The sequence below is a fragment of the Streptomyces sp. RLA012 genome (genome assembly GCF_056270325.1).
In genome coordinates this window covers 1298219-1314513 of record NZ_JBWDPA010000002.1, presented here as the reverse complement: position 1 = coordinate 1314513, position 16295 = coordinate 1298219, and the positions used below count along the sequence as shown (strand labels likewise).

Here is a 16295-nt window from a genome sequence, read left to right as displayed (position 1 = left end):
CCGTCCCCCCTCCTTTCCTGTTCAGGCCGTACGCCGCCTGCGTACCCCCGGGGACACCGCCACCCGGGTCACGGCCCAGAACAGCGCCAGGACGAGCAGCGCCAGGATCGCGGTGAGGGCCGCGCCGCCCGTGACCTTCTCGTAGTTGCGCTGGTACAGGCCGTCCAGGATGTAACGGCCGACCCCGCCGAGGCTCACATAGGCCGCGATCGTCGCCGTCGACACGATCTGGATCGCCGATGAGCGCAGACCGCTGAGGATCAGCGGCAACGACGCCGGCACCTCGACCTGGAACAGGATCTTCGGCTCCGGCATGCCCATGCCGCGGGCGGCGTCGACGGGGGCGGGGTCCACCGTGCGGATCGCCTCGTAGGTGGTGATGAGGATCGGAGGAATCGCCAGCACCACGAGCGGGATCATCACGGGCACGATGCCGAGGCCCAGCCAGACGAACATCAGCACCAGCAGTCCGAAGGTGGGCAGTGCCCGGGCGCCCGCCGACACGAAGGCCAGCGCGTTGCCGCCGCGGCCGGTGTGTCCGGTGACGAGCCCGATGGGCAGGCCGATGGCCGCGGCGATCGCGAGCGCCCCGGCGGTGTACTGGACGTGCTCCCACACACGCTGCGGGATGCCGTCGTAGCCGTGCCAGTGGGAGCTGTCGGTGAAGAAGGACTGCATGAAGTCGAGCACGTTCACGAGACGCCCTCCGGGGTGCGGGCGGCGCCGTCGATCGTGGACGTACGGCGTGCGGCCTTACGGCTGGAAGGCGGCTGCCAGGGAGTGAGCACGCGCCGCAGCAGGACGAGCACGGCGTCGACCAGTACCGCGAGTACGGCGGTGGTGACCACCGAGTTCACGGCGAGGAGGGGGCGGTGGTAGAGCATCGCGGTGGTCAGCAGATTGCCGAGCGCTCCCTGGTTGCCGATCAGCGAGCCGACGCTGACCAGGCTGATGCTCGACGCGGTCGCCACCCGCAGTCCCGCCATGATCGCGGGTACCGCGATGGGCAGTTGGACCTGGAGGTAGCGCCGCACGGGACCGATGCCCATCGCCGCGGCGGCGGCGTTCGTCTCCTCGGGCACCGAGCGGACGCCGTCGACGACCGCCGGGACCAGGACCACCAGGCTGTACAGACACAGCGGGATGATCACCGTTGTCTGGCTCAGCCCCGTGTAGTCGATGAGCACCACGAAGAAGGCGATCGACGGGATCGCGTAGAGCACCGTGGTGAACCAGAGGACCGGCGGATAGATCCAGTTGACGCGGACGCACAACAGGCCGATCGGGAGCGCCAGCACCAGACCGACGAGCACCGGGATCAGCGCCTCCTGCATATGCGTGGAGATCAGGCCGAGATAGCTGCTCTGGAGGTCGCTCGGGATGTCGAAGAAGCCGTTCATCGCACGGCCTTGACCTGGGAGGGGCCCTCGCTGCGGCCCTCGGAGGAGCCCGAGGCGCGGCGCTGCCGGGCGGCGCGGATCGCCGCGGCGACCGTCTCCTGCCCGGCGAGCCCCAGCACGCGGCCCGCCCCGTCCACGGCGACGGCCTGACCGGTGGGCGAGAGCACCGCCCGGTCGAGTGCGACCCGCAGCGAGTCCTTGCCCACCTCGAAGGCCTGCCCGTACGGCTCCAGCGCCTGGACGTCACCGGCCCACACCGTCGGGTCGGCCCAGCCCAGCGGCTTTCCGGCCGCGTCGGTGACCAGGACCGTGTCCGCGCCGCCCGGCTGCCCGGCGAACTGCTGCCAGTCGGTGTCGACCGGGAAGACGCGGGAGCGGTCGAGTTCGAGGTCACGGGTGGACAGGAACGACAGCCCGCGGATGCCCCGGTCGCCGCCGAGGAACTCCTCCACGAACGCGTCGGCGGGCGCCGACAGCAGCTCGTCGGGGGCGGCGAACTGGGCGAGCTTGCCACCGGTGCGCAGCACGGCGACACGGTCGCCGATCGTGATGGCCTCGTCCATGTCGTGGGTGACGAACACGATGGCCTTGCCCAGTTCGCCCTGGATACGCAGCAACTCCTCCTGCAGACCCCGGCGCACGACCGGGTCGACCGCGGAGAACGGCTCGTCCATCAGCAGGATCGGCGGGTCCGCGGCGAGCGCGCGGGCGACACCGACGCGCTGCTGCTGACCGCCGGAGAGCTGGTACGGGTAGCGGCGGGCCATGCCCGGGTCGAGGCCGACGCGTTCCATCAACTCGGCGGCGCGGGCGCGGGCGCGCTGCTTGGACCAGCCGAGCAGCCGCGGCACCGTGGCGATGTTGTCGAGGATGGTGCGGTGCTGGAAGAGGCCCGCGTTCTGGATGACGTAACCCATGGACTGGCGCAGCGCGTTGACCGGCTTGCGCAGGATGTCCTCGTCGTTGACCCGGATGGTGCCGCTGCTGGGCTCGATCATGCGGTTGATCATCCGCAGCGTGGTGGTCTTGCCGCACCCCGAAGGCCCGACGAGCACGGTGATGGAGTGGTTCGGTATCTGCAAGGAGAGGCGATCGACGGCCACCGTGCCGTCGGCATATCGCTTGCTGACATCTTCGATGGCTATCAAGCGTCGAAACCCTTCGGGAACGGCTGTGATCGGACGTGACCGGATCACATGCACGAGGCTGCGTAGTCTAGCCAGTTGGCTCGTGTGTTCGGACACTGCAGGGTGGCTGGTTGTGGATGATGCGCAGGTGGAGCGTTCCGCGCCGTGCGAGCCCCTCCGATGACGACGGGCGCTGAGCCGCGCGGGGGACCTTCGGGCGCGGTGGCACGAGAACGGCGGTACTCCCGGGAAGACTGTCGCCCTCATGCCCAGCCGCCCTGGGACTAGGCACTGTCCCCGCCACCGCCCGGAGAGAACCTCGTGCGATTCCCCTTCCGCCGGGCCGCGTTGGCCGGCGCCGCCGTGCTCGTCGTGTCGAGCGCACCGACCGCACCCGCCGCGGCGGACGACACGGTCGTGGACCCCGCGCAGTATGTGAACCCCTTCGTCGGCACCGCGCCCGGAGGGGCCGATTTCGGCCACGGTGGCGGGGCCGGGAACACCTTCCCCGGAGCGACGGCACCGCTCGGCGGCGTCCAGTGGAGCCCCGACACGGTGACCTACCAGCACGGTGGATACGCCTACGGCGACAACCGGATCAAGGGGTTCAGCCTCACGCACCTCTCCGGGGCCGGGTGCAAGGACTACGGCAACGTTCCCTTCATGCCGACGCTCGCCGGGGACACCACCGGCCGGGCGACCTTCTCGCACGCCGACGAACAAGCCTCGCCCGGCAGTTACCACGTCACCTTCGACAACGGCATCAGCACCGGACTCTCCGCCACCCGGCGCTCCGGCATCGCCCGCTTCACCTATCCGGACACCGACGACCGACCCGCCGCGCTGAGCGTCGACGCGGGCAAGGCGTTCAACGCGGCCACCGGAACGGTCGACATCGGCACCGACACCCTGTCCGGGTTCACCGACAGCGGGGGCTTCTGCAAGTCCGGCAACCGCTACCGGCTCTATTTCCACGCCGTCTTCGACCACCCGTTCGCCGACACCGTGCACCCGGACGGCAGGCCGGGCGCCGCACGGGTCTCCTTCGGGCCCGGCGTGCGTACGGTCACCGTCCGGGTCGGTGTCTCCTTCGTCAGCGTGGCGGGCGCCCGCCAGAACGCCGCCGCCGAGCAGCACACGGACTCCTACGACCAGGTCCGGCGAGCCGCGCGCGCCCGGTGGAACGACTGGCTCGGCCGCATCGCGGTCGGCGGCGGTACCGGCGCCCAGCGCCGAGTCTTCTACACCGCCCTGTACCACGCGCTCCTGCACCCCAGCGTCCTCAGCGACACCGACGGCCGCTACCCCGGCATGGACGGCACCCTCCACCGCGCCCGAGCCGGACACGCCCAGTACGCCGACTTCTCCGGCTGGGACGTCTATCGCTCCCAGGTCCAGCTGCTCGCCCTGCTGGCCCCCCGCGAGGCCTCCGACATCGCGCAGTCCGTCCTCAACCAGGGTCTCCAGGCGGGCTACTTCGACCGCTGGACCCTCGCCAACGGCGGCACCGGCGTCATGGTCGGCGACCCGCTGCCCGTCATCGCCTCGGCCGTGCATGCCTTCGGTGCCACCGACTTCGACGCCCGTGCCCTGCTGCGCGCCGCGCTGGCGGGCCGCCGGGACGAGCGCCAGCGGCCCGGACACGAGCACTACGACACCCTCGGCTACGTACCCGCCGGTGCCAAGGGCGTGTGGGGTTCGGCGGCCACCACCCTCGAATACGCGGTCTGCGACTACGCGTTGGCCCAGCTCGCGCACCGCCTCGGCGACAGCACTGCCCACGACACCCTGCTGAAGGCCTCCGGGAACTGGCGCCACCTCTTCAACCGCGCCACCGGCTACCTCCAGCCGCGCGCGGCCGACGGCACCTGGCCGGCCTTCACTCCCGCGCAGACCAAGGAGTACGTCGAGGGCAACGCCGCCCAGTACACCTGGATGGTCCCGCACGACCTGCCCGGCCTCTTCACCCTGATGGGCGGGAACGCCGCGGTCACCGCCCGCCTGGACACCTTCTTCACCCAGCTCAACGCGGGCGGCACCCAGCCCTACGCCTACCTCGGCAACGAGCCCTCCTTCGACACCCCCTGGGCGTACGACTACGCGGGCCGTCCCGACCGCGCCCGCGACACCGTCCGGCGCGCCCTGACGACACTGTTCAGCGATCGCCCCGACGGTCTTGTCGGCAACGACGACCTCGGCGCGATGTCCTCCTGGGCCGTCTGGGCGAGCATCGGCAGGTACCCGCAGGCGCCGGGCTCCGGGCAACTCGCCCTGGCCGATCCGGTCTTCCCCACCGTCGTCCTGCACCGCCCGGGCAGCCCGGCCGTCGCGATCACCCGTTCCCCCTCCGCCGCCCGGACCGCCGATGTGCGCGGCCTCATCACGGGGGAGCGGCCCGGCCGCTGAGCACGCGGCGGCGGGGCCGCCGGACGAGCGGCAGGTGAGGTGAGGCGAGGGTCGGGGTCGTCAGACGGCGACGACCGCGATCCCCACCTCCTCGAACCGCCGTACCGTCTCCTCGGGCACCGCCGCGTCCGTGACCAGTGTGTCCACCGACTCGGCCGCGCAGATCCGGGCGAAGGCGCGCCGGCCCAGCTTGCTGGAGTCGGCGGCGACGATCACGCGCTCGGCACGCTCGCACAACAGCCGGTTGACGGCGGCCTCGGCCTCGTCGTGGGCGGCCGCCCCGTGCGTCACGTCGAAGGCGACCACACCGAGGACGGCGACGTCGAGGGTGATCTGGCTGAGCACACCGTCCGCGAGGGGGCCGACCAGCTCGTAGGACTGCGGGCGGGCCACCCCGCCGGTCAGTACGATCTTGAACTGAGGGCGCACCGCCAGCTCGTTGGCGATGTTGAGCGCGTTCGTCACCACGGTCAGCGCGGGCGACCCCGAGCCGAGATCGGGGCGTACGGCCAGTGCGCGGGCCACCTCGGTGGTGGTCGTACCGCCGGTCAGACCCACCGCTTCGCCGGGCGCGACGAGATCGGCCACCGCCTTCGCGATGCGCTGCTTCTCCGGGGCGTGCCGGGCGGTCTTGTAGCGCAGCGGCAGTTCGTACGACACCCCGTGCACCACCGCGCCGCCCCGGGTGCGTACCAGCATCTGCTGCTCGGCGAGCTGGTCGAAGTCGCGCCGGATCGTCGCGGCCGACACCTCCAGCTCGGCCGCGGCCTGCTCGACATCCAGCCGGCCCCGCTCCACGAGCAGGTCCAGCAGCGCCTTCCAGCGGGCGTCGCGCGACATCCGCACCCCTCCGTTCCTCGATCCTCCGCGACCCTAGCGCACCGCGACACACGGCATTTCGCGGCATTTCCGACACATGAATGCTTGATTGTGCTCGAAAGCTCGCTGTATCTTGCACTATCTTGCATGTGCGGTATCGGTGGGAGGGGCACGGCATGACCCATGTCGAGAACGAACTGAGCAGTCAGCCCGAGTGCTGGATCCGCGCCGCCGAGCAGGCGACGGCCCACGGCGGCGCGCTTCCGGCGGCGGGGGAGCGGGTCGCGATCGTGGGGTGCGGAACCTCCTTCTTCATGGCGCAGTCCGCCGCCGCGCTGCGCGAGGGGGCCGGGCAGGGCGAGACGGACGCCTTCGCCGCCTCGGAGTTCCCGGACACCCGCTCCTACGACCGGGTGATCGCCCTCACCCGCTCCGGCACCACCACCGAGGTGCTCGAACTCCTCGGCCGGCTGCGCGGACGTACCCGGACCACCGCGATCACCGCCGACCCCGAGACACCCGTGACGGAGTCCGCGGACGACCTCGTCGTCCTCGACTTCGCGGACGAGCGTTCCGTGGTGCAGACCCGCTTCGCGACCACCGCGCTCACGCTGCTCCGCGCCCACCTCGGACTGCACTGCGACGCGGTCGTCGCCGACGCGCGCACCGCGCTCGCGACGCCGCTGCCCGAAGGGCTCGTCGACTGCGCACAGTTCACCTTCCTCGGCCGCGGCTGGACCGTCGGCCTCGCCAACGAGGCCGGGCTGAAGATGCGCGAGGCCTCCCTGGCCTGGACCGAGGCGTATCCGGCGATGGAGTACCGGCACGGGCCCATCAGCATCACCACCGGCGGCACGGCCACCTGGATGCTGGGCGCGGCACCCGAAGGACTGGCCGAACAGGTCCGGGCCACCGGCGGCCGGTGGGTGGCCGGCGCTCTCGACCCGCTCGCCGAACTCGTCCGCGCCCAACGGCTCGCGGTCGCCGTCGCCGCGGCCCGCGGACTCGACCCCGACCGGCCGCGCCACCTCACCCGCTCGGTGATCCTCGGCCGGGCGGCCCACCGAACCGGCCCGACGGGCCGCTGAGAAGGAGGAGTCGTGCCACTCGCAGCCACCGGTGACCTGGTCACCGCCGCGGCCGAGGCGCGGACCGCCGTCGCCGCGTTCAACATCATCACCCTGGAGCACGTCGAGGCCGTCATCGCGGGCGCCGAGTCCGTGGCCGCCCCCGTCGTCCTCCAGGTCAGCGAGAACGCCGTGAAGTTCCGCCACGGACGTCTGCTCCCGCTGGCCCGCGCCGCCGCCGCGGCTGCCGAACGCGCCTCGGTGCCCGTCGCCCTGCACCTCGACCACATCCAGAGCGACGACCTGCTCCGACAGGCACCCGGCGCCGGATTCAGCTCCGTGATGTACGACGCGGCCCGGCTGCCGTACGAGGAGAACCTCGCCGCCACCCGGACCGCCGCCGACTGGGCGCACGCCCAAGGGCTGTGGATCGAGGCCGAGTTGGGTGCGATCGGCGGCAAGAACGGTGAGCCGCCGCTCGACGCGCACGCGCCCGGCGCCCGCACCGACCCCGCCGAGGCCCGCACCTTCGTGGCCGACTCCGGCGTGGACGCCCTGGCCGTCGCGATCGGCAGCTCGCACGCGATGACCACCCGCACCGCCGCCCTCGACCACGACCGCCTCAAGCGGCTGACCGCGGCGCTCGGCGTGCCGCTTGTCCTGCACGGCTCCTCAGGAGTGCCGGACGGCGAACTGGCGGCGGCCGTCACGGGCGGTATCGCCAAGGTCAACATCGGAACCGCCCTGAACATCGCGATGACCGGCGCCGTACGGGAGTTCCTCGCCGCCCACCCCGAAGTCGTCGACTCCCGCACGTACCTCGGTGCGGGACGGGAGGCGATGGCCCGGACGGTGGCGCGCCTGATCGGCGTACTGCGTGTCTGACCTCAGACGGACCCGAGGTCGACCAGCTTCTCGAAGAAGAACTCGTGCTTGAGGAAGGACACGTCGTACTCGGCCCCCGGATACGGCGGGATCAGCTGCGCCGCCTGGAACAGCCGCCAGCCGTCCTTCAAGGCGTCCACACCCGACTCGTACGGCGGCTCGTCGCTGTCCCCGGTCGTGGGGGACGTACGGCCGGTGCCGTCGTAGACCGACCAGCCCACCACCTCCGCGTCCAGGGCGGAGGTGGCCAGGTAGAGGACCAGAACCTGCTGACGGACGCTCATACGGCTTCCTCCTGGGGGCGGTTGGAGACCCGGGTCACCCAGTGGTCCAGGTCGAAGGAGTCGTCCCCGGTGAGCGAGCGCCACAGCAGGACCCGGTTGTAGATCTCCAGGCGGCCCGTGGCGGGCTCGTACCACGGGAACATCGTGGAGAGTTCCTCGGCGACGCGCGGGTCGCCGAGGTCCGAGGTGTCCCACAGTCGCCGCTGCCGCACCGCCGGATTGAAGCGGATCTTGAACATCCGGCGGACCACGTTGCTGTCGTTGCGCCGCCCGCTGTGCCACAGGCCATGGTGCAGAAACACCACGGTGCCCGCCGGGCAGACCAGTCGGCTCTGGCCGCGCAGATTCTGGTAGCGCCCGGTGTCCGTCTCGTTCGTGCGCCGCAGATGACTGCCCGGCACACTGAGCGTGCCGCCCATGGCGAGGGTGACGTCCTGTGGGTAGTACATCAACTGCACGTCGAAGGCGTCGGTGCGCACATCGATGATCGCGTCACCGTGCAGCGGCTGCGCCCGCCCCTCGCGCGGCTCGCGGACGTGGACGTAGTGGTGGTCGACGCGGGGGCCGGGGCCGACCAGGCTCCACAGGGTCCCGGCCACGGCGGGAATCTCCAGCAGTCGCCGGACGAAGGACCCCGCCGGATAGGCGTCCGGCACGCCGCTGCCGTACGGCACCTCGGGCACGCCCGCGCCCAGGACCTCCATGCCCTCGGCATTCATCCCGGGCGGTACCACGGCGTCCAGCCGCAGCGAGCCGTGGGCCACGAAGTGCGCCATCCGGACCGAACTCAGGAGTGGGGTGCTCATGGTGCTCGTGGTGTGCTCCAACGTGTGGGTCATGTGACTCACCGTAGGGTCGGTGCCGTCGCCACCGCGTTGGCCCGGCTCACCACTGCTGGTAGTTTTTCACCATGCGGGAGACGGAAGTGCACCTCGGAGAGCCGCCCGCCGTCGTCAACATCGGCGTCGGTGTGCACGGCGTGGTGAACCGGACGGATGTCTTCCGGCTGCCCCGGCTGTGGCAGCTGCACCTCTACCAGTACGACGCCGAGCTCACCGTCGACGGCACCGCGCACACCATCCGCCCCGGCCGCGTGAGCCTCGTACCGCCCGGCACCACGGTGCGCTACCGCTACCAGGGCCGCTCCGAACACCTCTACGCCCATCTGCGCATCGCCCCCGTCGGCCGGCCCCGTACGGTCCCCGTGATGCAGGACGCCGGACCCGAACTCCCCATGCTCTCAGGGCTGTTGCTGAACGCGATCGCGGCGGCCCCCGCGGCGCCCGAGCACACCAGGGCCGAGATCTGGACCGCCCTGTGGCGCATCGCGCGGCTGACCCCGGACACCGCCGCGAGCCGCGGCCCGCATCCGGCGGTCGGCACGGCGATCGCCCACATCGAGGCGCGGCTGGCCGCGCCGCTGACGATCCCGGAGATCGCCCGCGCCGCCGGAATCTCCCACAACCACCTCACGCGGCTCTTCCGCGCCGAGACCGGGACCACCGTCGTCGCCTACATCCGCCGCCGCAGACTGGAGCGCGCCCACCATCTGCTGCGCGCCTCGACGCTCTCCATCCCGGCGGTCGCCGCGTCCGTCGGCATCCCCGACCTGCAGGCCTTCAACAAGGCGTGCCGTCGCGAACTCGGCGCCTCGCCCCGCGTGCTGCGCGGGGCCGCCTCCTGACGGCCCGAGGAGCCGCGGAGCGCCCGCCGGCTATTTCTTGACGGCCCGCAGCACCACGAACTTCGCGTCGCTCGCCATGAGTTCACTGTTGCCGAAGAGGCGGCGCAGCTTCAGGTGATAGCCGAGATGGCGATTGCCGATCACCCACAGCTCGCCCCCGGGCCGCAGCGCGCGCCGCGCTCCCGAGAACATCCGCCAGGCCGTGGTGTCCGTGGTCGCCTGGTGCGAGTGGAACGGCGGATTGTTGAGGACGAGGTCCACGCTTCCGGCGGGGACGCCCGCGACGGCGTCGCCCACGAGGAACTCCGCGCCGCCACCCCCGGTATTCGCCCGGTACGTGTCCTGCGCCGAGGCGACCGCCTGGTACGACTCGTCCACGAACAGCACCTCGGCCTCCGGGTTGGCCAGCGCGATCGCCGTACCGAGCACCCCGTTGCCGCAGCCCAGGTCCATGACCCGCTCGGCGCCGCGACTGCGCGGCAGATGCTGGAGGAGGAAGCGGGTGCCGATGTCGAGCCGGTCGGCGCAGAACACACCGGCGTGGTTGACGACGGTACGGCCGGAGACCGTTCCGATGCCGTCGGGGAGCTGGTAGCTGTACGGCCACGGGTTGGCGGCCCGGGCGATCCCCGGGTACGGGGTGCAGAAGATCAGCCGGGCCTTCTTCTCGGCCAGCGAGGTGCGGGTCGGGCCGAGGATCCGCTCGAAGAGGTGCAGCGTCGAGGTGTGGATCTCCTTGACCATGCCCGTGCCGACGACGACCGTGCCCTCGTGCACGCCGGGCGCCAGCCGGTGCAGCTGGTCCTCCAGCAGGGCGAGGCTCCTGGGTACCCGGACGAGCAGCACGTCGATGCGGCCGGGAGGTGTGTCCTGGGTGGTCAGCAACTGTACGGCGGCCGCATCGATCCCGTTGCGGGCGAGGTTCGCCCGGGTTGCCTCCTGGGCGAGGAACGAGTCGGTGATCTGGGTGGGCCGGTGTGCGGAGAGCGCTGTCGCCAGCGCGCCCCAGCGGTCGCCGACCACCACGACCGACCCGGTCAGCGGGGTTCCGCCGTCCGCGAGGTGCCGCAGCAGATAGGTGTCGGCGGCGTCCCAGGCACGCAGCTGGTCGCGGGGGTCCTCGGGGAAGCGGGCCAGCGCGTACTCGGCCCAGGGCGCGGTCATCCGGTCGTTCATCGTGGGTCAAGGCTAGCCGAGCCGCAGCTCAGCCAGGTTCGCGCCGGTCCGGCCCGGGTCCGGGCACAGTGCGGGCGGGGTGCGCGAGGATGGTGGCATGTCCATGGATGCGGAGCTGTTCCCCCGGAGCCGGACGGAGGTCGCACCGGGCGCGGTGCACCTGCCGGACTGGTTGCACCCCGACGCCCAGCGGGAACTTCTCGACGCCTGCCGTGAGTGGGCGCGCCCACCGGCCGGACTGCGCACGGTCCGCACGCCCGGCGGCGGCACGATGACCTCCCGGCAGGTGTGCCTCGGCTGGCACTGGTACCCGTACCGGTACGCGCGCACGGTCGTCGACGGCGACGGCGCCCCGGTGAAGCCCTTCCCGGCCTGGCTGGACGAACTCGGCCGCCACGCGGTGCGGGACGCGCTCGGCCCCGAGTCCGCCACGGCCCCGTACGACATCGCGCTGATCAACTTCTACGACGCCGAGGCCCGTATGGGCATGCACCGCGACAGCGACGAGCGGGCGGACGCGCCGGTGGTGTCGCTGAGCCTCGGCGACACCTGTGTCTTCCGGTTCGGGAACACCCGGTCGCGCTCGCGGCCGTACACGGATGTCGAGCTGCACAGCGGGGACCTGTTCGTCTTCGGCGGAGTGTCCCGGCTCGCCCACCACGGTGTGCCCCGGGTGTACGCCGGCACCGCGCCGCCCGAACTGGGCCTGACCGGGCGTCTGAACGTGACCCTGCGAGTGAGTGGCTTCCAGGAGCCGCCGGACGGGGTGCCGCACGAGCGGATCATGGGAGACTCGCCCTCATGAACGGCAAGGCGGGCCCCCGGACGGCGGGGGAAGGGAACACGCGGACGCGGCTGGACCGGGGGCGCGGGGCGCTCGGACCCGCCCTGGAGCTCGTGCACACCGGACGTGCGCCGACGCGTGCCGTACTCACCGCGGAGCTGGGCGTCACCCGGGCGACCGCGGGCGCGGTGGCCGCGGAGCTGGAGGCGCTGGGGCTGATCCGGGTCGACGCGCGGCCCGGCGCGGCAGCGGGATCGCAGGGACGGCCCTCGCACCGCCTGGAGGTCGCCGAGGACGGGCCGGTCGCGCTCGCCGCGCAGGTGCACGCCGACGGCTTCCGCGCCGCACTGGTCGGGCTCGGCGGCCGGATCGTCGCCACCGCGCCCGGCTGCGAGACCGTCGACGCCGATCCGGCGAAGGTGCTGGGCTCGGTCGTCGAGGCCGGCGCCGAGCTGCTGCGCACGACCGGGCGGCGCTGTGTGGGCGCCGGACTCGCCGTGCCGTCCGCCGTCGCCGAGCCGGAGGGGCTGGCGCTCAACCCCCTCCACCTCGCGTGGCCCGCGGGCGCCCCGGTACGCCGGATCTTCGCCGAGCAGGTGCGTGCGGCGGGCATCGAGGGCCCGGCGTTCGCCGCGAACGACATCAACCTCGCCGCCCTCGCCGAACACCGCCACGGGGCCGGACGCGGCTCCCGTGACCTGCTGTGCGTGGCCACCGGTCACCGGGGCGTCGGCGGCGCGCTCGTACTCGACGGGCGGCTGCACACGGGCAGTTCGGGCCTCGCTCTCGAAGTCGGCCACCTCACCGTCAACCCCGAGGGCCGCCCCTGCTACTGCGGCAGCCGCGGCTGTCTCGACGTCGAGGCGGACCCGCTGGCCTTCCTCGACGCGGCGGGCCGCGACCCCGGCCCCGAGGTGTCCCTGCTCCAGCAGGCCAACGACCTGATCCGCAGCCGGTACGCCACCGACACCGCGATCCGCACGGCCACCGAGGCGCTGATCGACCGCCTCGGCCTCGGTCTCGCCGGGCTGGTCAACATCCTCAACCCCGACCGGATCATCCTCGGCGGACTGCACCGCACCCTCCTCGACGCCGACCCCGACCGCCTGCGCGCCGTCGTCGCCGACCGCAGCCTGTGGGGTCAGAGCGGCGGCGTCCCCATCCTCCCCTGCACCCTGGACCACAACACCCTGGTGGGGGCGGCGGAGTTGGCATGGCAGCCGGTCCTGGACGATCCGCCGGCGGCGCTGGCTCAGGCCTGAGACGAGTCCGCCGGGGTGGTGGCGGCCACCGGCCCGGGTGTCCTCAGACTCCACAGGGCGGCCACCAGCGGTCGCCGCAGATCGGCCCGGCGGACGCACAGGCCGATCGGGAACGGCTCGGGCGGCGGATCGGCGGGCACCACGGACAGCCGGTCGCGCACCGCGCTGTTGTCGAGCACCAGTCGCGGGACGACCCCGGTGCCGCAGCCGAGCGCCACGAGCGTCAACAGCCCTTCGTGGCCGTCGGGTTCGGCGGCCGTCTCGGCCGTCCTGCCGCGCGCCCGGAACCAGCGGTCGGCCGCCTCGCGGACCAGCCCGCGCAGGGGGAGTACGAAAGGGCCTTCGAGGCCGGGGTCCGGACGGTCGCGGGAGGTGACGAAGACCAGCCCGGTCGTCGCCACCGTACGGCCGGCCAGCGGCTCCGGCAGTCGCGCCGGAAGGCCCGCGACCGCCACGTCCACCTCGCCCTCGTCGAGCCGGGCCAGCGCGGCCGCCGCGTCACCGGTGCGCAGGTCGAGCCGGACCTGGGGATGGGCGGCCCGGAACGGTGCCAGCAGATCGGGAAGCAGCACCTGACAGGCCGTCACCGTCGCGAACACCGCGAGACGCCCGGTGAGTTCGACGGGGTCAGGATGCTCCTCGCGGTACGCGCGCCACAACTCCAGCGCCTCGACGGCGTAAGCGCGGAAACGATGCCCCTCCGCCGTCAGCGACACACCCCGCGGGCCGCGGTCGAGGAGCCGGTGCCCGAGCTCCGCCTCCAGGCGCTGCACGGTACGGGTGAGGGTCGCCGGACCGACGTGACAGTCCAGACTCGTGCGCCCGAAGTTCAGCGTCTGCGCCAGGTGGAGGAAGAGCCGCAGCTCGCGTTGGTCGTCCCGCACGCCCCCACCTGCATCTTTCACTTCGCGCAACACGGCGCTGCAGAAGTTGCGCTTGTCGCAACACTCTGGCCGAGCCTACAACTCCACCATGACCTCGACGACGTACACCTCCCCGTACACCTCCGCCGTCTTCCCGCTCGAAACCATGGACGTCCCCGGCGGTACGGAGACCATCCTGCGCGGCGGCCGCCACCTTTTCCCGCTGCTGCCGACGGCCTTCGCGGGCGTCCGTCGCATCGGTGTCATCGGCCGGGGACCGCAGGGCCGCGCCCAGGCCCAGAACCTGCGGGACTCGCTCGCGGGCAGCGACATCCGGGTGGCCGTCGGCCTGCGCCCTGGATCCGCCTCCGCCGCCGACGCCCGTGCGCACGGCTTCACCGAGGAGGACGGCACGCTCGGCGACTGGCTCGCCGTCGCCGCCGACAGCGACCTCGTGGTCCTGCTGATCGCCGACGCCGCGCTCGCCGCGCACCACCGCGAGATCTTCGCGGCCCTCAAGCCCGGCGCCACTCTCGGCCTCTCGCACGGCTTCCTGCTCGGTCACCTGCGCGAGACCGGCGGCGAGTTCCCGGCCGGACACGGGGTGATCGCCGTCTGTCCCAAAGGCATGGGCGACTCGGTACGGCGGCTGTACCAACAGGGCACGGAGGTCAACGGTGCCGGGATCAACAGCAGTTTCGCCGTGCACGCCGACCCCGACGGCCGTGCCACGGACCGCGCCCTGGCCTGGTCGGTCGCCCTCGGCTCCCCGTACACCTTCCGCACCACGCTGGAGAGCGAGTACCACTCCGACATCGTCGGCGAACGCGCCATTCTGCTCGGCGCCGTCCACGGCATCGTCGAGAGCCTGTACGGCCGCTTCCGCCTCGCGGGCGACGACGCGGTGACGGCGTACGAGCGGTCCTGCGAGAACATCACCGGGCCCATCGCCCGTACCGTCTCGCGCGACGGGCTGCGGGCGGTGCGCGAGGGCCTCGACGCGGACGGGCGTGATGTCTTCGACCGGGTGTACACGGCGACGTACGGCCCCGCCCGCGAGATCGTCGCCGAGATCTACGACGAGGTCGCCGACGGCACCGAGCTGCGCAGTGTCGTCCTCGCCGAACGGCGGCTCGGCGCCCGCCCGATGAGCCGGATCGGCGGTTCGCCCATGTGGGGCACGGCGGGCGAGGAGGTGCGGTCCCGGCGGAATCGACGCGCCCTGCCTGTCGACCCGTTCACCGCCGGGGTGTTCATCGCCACCATGACGGCCCAGATCGACGAGTTCGCCGAGCGTGGCCACCCCTGGTCGGAGATCGTCAACGAGTCCGTGATCGAGGCCGTCGACTCGCTGCTGCCGTACATGCACGCCCGCGACGTGGCGTACATGGTCGACAACTGCTCCCGCACGGCCCGTCTCGGCGCCCGCCGCTGGGGCCCGCGCTTCCAGGCGGCGTACGAGCAGATCGCGTATCCGGGGGCCGACGCACCCGCCGACGCGGAGCTGATCGGGGCCTTCGTGGCCCATCCGATGCACGAGGCGCTGGCCGCGGCGGCGAAACTCCGTCCCTCCGTGGACATTTCGGTGGACCGTCCCGTGGAGAGCGCGGTGGGGGGTTCGGCGGCCTAGTGCCACGCCACGGCGAAGGCCCGCGCCGGGTTCGCGGTGAGGATGTGGTCCACCAGCTCCTTGCCCAGGGCGAGTTCGAGCCTCGGGCGCACCCGCCGGAGCAGATACGGCATCCCCGGGCCGCCGTCGACCGAGCGCGCCGCCGCGGTCGTCGTGTCGCCGCCGAGCAGCAGGCGGTGGCCGAAGCCGGCTTCGGCGAGGGCGCGTACGGCGTCCGGCATGCGCCGGTCCGTGGCGTGGTTGGCGCGTGAGGGGCCGTCGAAGGCGAGGTAGCAGCCGGCTTCGGCGGCCTGGCGGTGCACCACGAAGTCGGGGGAGCGGTTGAGGTGTCCGAGGACCACCCGGTGCGGGGGCACCCCCAACTCGCCGCACAGCAGATCGAGTACGTCGAGGGCGGCCGTGCCCAGCTCCAGATGGACGGCGATCGGCGCCCCGGTGGCGTGGTGGGCCTCGGCGGCCGCGGTCATCGTCCAGCGGGCGTGCGCGTCGAGCGCGTGGAAGCCGCCCGCGACCTTGACGAGTCCGGCGCGGACCCCGGAGGTACCGATGCCCGACGTGAGTTCGGAGACGAACACGTCCGTCAGCTTGCCGCGGAGTCGGGTCAGCGACTCCGGCGCGTAGTGGACCGCTTGGTGCAGCCCCGTCGCGGCGACCACCTGGACACCGGTGTCACGGGACAGCAGCGGCAGGTCCGCGGCCCGTCGGCCCAGTCCGTACGGCGTCCACTGCACCACCGCGGCGCCGCCCTGTGCGCGGAACGCCGCCAGTTCGGCCCGGGCGGCGGACGCGTCCCGCAGTTCCTGGCCGGGGAGTCGGGGGCTGCCGAAGAAGAGGTGGTCGTGGGCGTCGCACACCCCGAGGTGCTCGGGCGACACGTCCCCGAGGACCGTACGGACCATCGGACGGCC

At 72.5% G+C, this 16295-nt stretch carries 16 protein-coding genes; 7 read left to right on the top strand and 9 right to left on the bottom strand.

Annotation, left to right across the window (positions count from 1 at the left end; translation table 11 throughout):
- Positions 1 to 21: 21 nt before the first annotated feature.
- Genes RV986_RS06475 through RV986_RS06465 form a run of 3 tightly spaced genes read right to left on the bottom strand, consistent with a single transcriptional unit; the run spans position 22 to position 2548 of the window.
- On the bottom strand, positions 22 to 696 hold the full coding sequence (locus RV986_RS06475; RefSeq protein WP_475916460.1) for an ABC transporter permease: 675 nt from the start codon (positions 694 to 696) through the stop codon (positions 22 to 24).
- Positions 693 to 1400, bottom strand: coding sequence for an ABC transporter permease (locus RV986_RS06470; protein WP_475916459.1), 708 nt, complete (start codon positions 1398 to 1400; stop codon positions 693 to 695). Before RV986_RS06470 ends, RV986_RS06475 begins: the two co-directional genes overlap by 4 nt.
- Positions 1397 to 2548, bottom strand: coding sequence for an ABC transporter ATP-binding protein (locus RV986_RS06465; protein WP_475916458.1), 1152 nt, complete (start codon positions 2546 to 2548; stop codon positions 1397 to 1399). Before RV986_RS06465 ends, RV986_RS06470 begins: the two co-directional genes overlap by 4 nt.
- A 300-nt stretch (positions 2549 to 2848) precedes the next feature.
- On the opposite strand from RV986_RS06465, the gene RV986_RS06460 reads away from it, so the two are divergent.
- Positions 2849 to 4933: a GH92 family glycosyl hydrolase gene (locus tag RV986_RS06460; protein ID WP_475916457.1), complete on the top strand. Its 2085-nt coding sequence runs from the start codon at positions 2849 to 2851 to the stop codon at positions 4931 to 4933.
- A gap of 60 nt (positions 4934 to 4993) precedes the next feature.
- Here RV986_RS06460 and RV986_RS06455 read toward each other — a convergent pair whose 3' ends face one another.
- Positions 4994 to 5773 (bottom strand): DeoR/GlpR family DNA-binding transcription regulator, encoded by a 780-nt coding sequence (locus RV986_RS06455; protein ID WP_475916456.1) that lies wholly within the window; start codon positions 5771 to 5773, stop codon positions 4994 to 4996.
- A gap of 155 nt (positions 5774 to 5928) precedes the next feature.
- On the opposite strand from RV986_RS06455, the gene RV986_RS06450 reads away from it, so the two are divergent.
- Positions 5929 to 6840 carry an SIS domain-containing protein gene (locus RV986_RS06450; protein ID WP_475916455.1) on the top strand — a complete coding sequence of 304 codons (912 nt, stop codon included), beginning with the start codon at positions 5929 to 5931 and terminating at the stop codon, positions 6838 to 6840.
- 12 nt (positions 6841 to 6852) lie between these two features.
- Positions 6853 to 7704 (top strand): class II fructose-bisphosphate aldolase, encoded by an 852-nt coding sequence (locus RV986_RS06445; RefSeq protein ID WP_475916454.1) that lies wholly within the window; start codon positions 6853 to 6855, stop codon positions 7702 to 7704.
- Positions 7705 to 7706: 2 nt separating this feature from the next.
- On the opposite strand, the gene RV986_RS06440 is transcribed toward RV986_RS06445, so the two are convergent.
- Positions 7707 to 7988: a hypothetical protein gene (locus tag RV986_RS06440; RefSeq protein ID WP_475916453.1), complete on the bottom strand. Its 282-nt coding sequence runs from the start codon at positions 7986 to 7988 to the stop codon at positions 7707 to 7709.
- Entirely contained in the window at positions 7985 to 8794 is an 810-nt protein-coding gene (locus RV986_RS06435) for a phytanoyl-CoA dioxygenase family protein (protein WP_475924193.1), read from the bottom strand. The genes RV986_RS06440 and RV986_RS06435 overlap by 4 nt, the downstream gene beginning before the upstream one ends.
- Before the next feature lie 104 nt (positions 8795 to 8898).
- On the opposite strand from RV986_RS06435, the gene RV986_RS06430 reads away from it, so the two are divergent.
- Entirely contained in the window at positions 8899 to 9672 is a 774-nt protein-coding gene (locus RV986_RS06430) for a helix-turn-helix domain-containing protein (protein ID WP_475916452.1), read from the top strand.
- 30 nt (positions 9673 to 9702) lie between these two features.
- Here the strand turns inward: RV986_RS06430 and RV986_RS06425 are convergent, their stop codons facing one another.
- Entirely contained in the window at positions 9703 to 10848 is a 1146-nt protein-coding gene (locus RV986_RS06425; RefSeq protein ID WP_475916451.1) for a methyltransferase, read from the bottom strand.
- Between the two features lie 103 nt (positions 10849 to 10951).
- Here RV986_RS06425 and RV986_RS06420 point away from each other — a divergent pair, with 103 nt between their 5' ends.
- Complete coding sequence (locus RV986_RS06420; RefSeq protein WP_475924192.1) at positions 10952 to 11653, top strand: alpha-ketoglutarate-dependent dioxygenase AlkB family protein; 702 nt, start codon at positions 10952 to 10954, stop codon at positions 11651 to 11653.
- A complete protein-coding gene (locus tag RV986_RS06415; protein ID WP_475916450.1) occupies positions 11650 to 12894 on the top strand; it encodes an ROK family protein in 1245 nt (414 codons plus the stop codon). Before RV986_RS06420 ends, RV986_RS06415 begins: the two co-directional genes overlap by 4 nt.
- Here RV986_RS06415 and ilvY read toward each other — a convergent pair.
- Entirely contained in the window at positions 12885 to 13778 is an 894-nt protein-coding gene (gene ilvY, locus RV986_RS06410; RefSeq protein ID WP_475916449.1) for an HTH-type transcriptional activator IlvY, read from the bottom strand. The genes RV986_RS06415 and ilvY overlap by 10 nt on opposite strands.
- An 88-nt stretch (positions 13779 to 13866) precedes the next feature.
- Here ilvY and RV986_RS06405 point away from each other — a divergent pair, with 88 nt between their 5' ends.
- Positions 13867 to 15387 (top strand): ketol-acid reductoisomerase, encoded by a 1521-nt coding sequence (locus RV986_RS06405; RefSeq protein WP_475916448.1) that lies wholly within the window; start codon positions 13867 to 13869, stop codon positions 15385 to 15387.
- Here RV986_RS06405 and RV986_RS06400 read toward each other — a convergent pair.
- Complete coding sequence (locus tag RV986_RS06400; RefSeq protein WP_475916447.1) at positions 15384 to 16286, bottom strand: phosphotriesterase family protein; 903 nt, start codon at positions 16284 to 16286, stop codon at positions 15384 to 15386. The two genes, RV986_RS06405 and RV986_RS06400, sit on opposite strands and share 4 nt — an antisense overlap.
- Positions 16287 to 16295 lie beyond the last annotated feature (9 nt).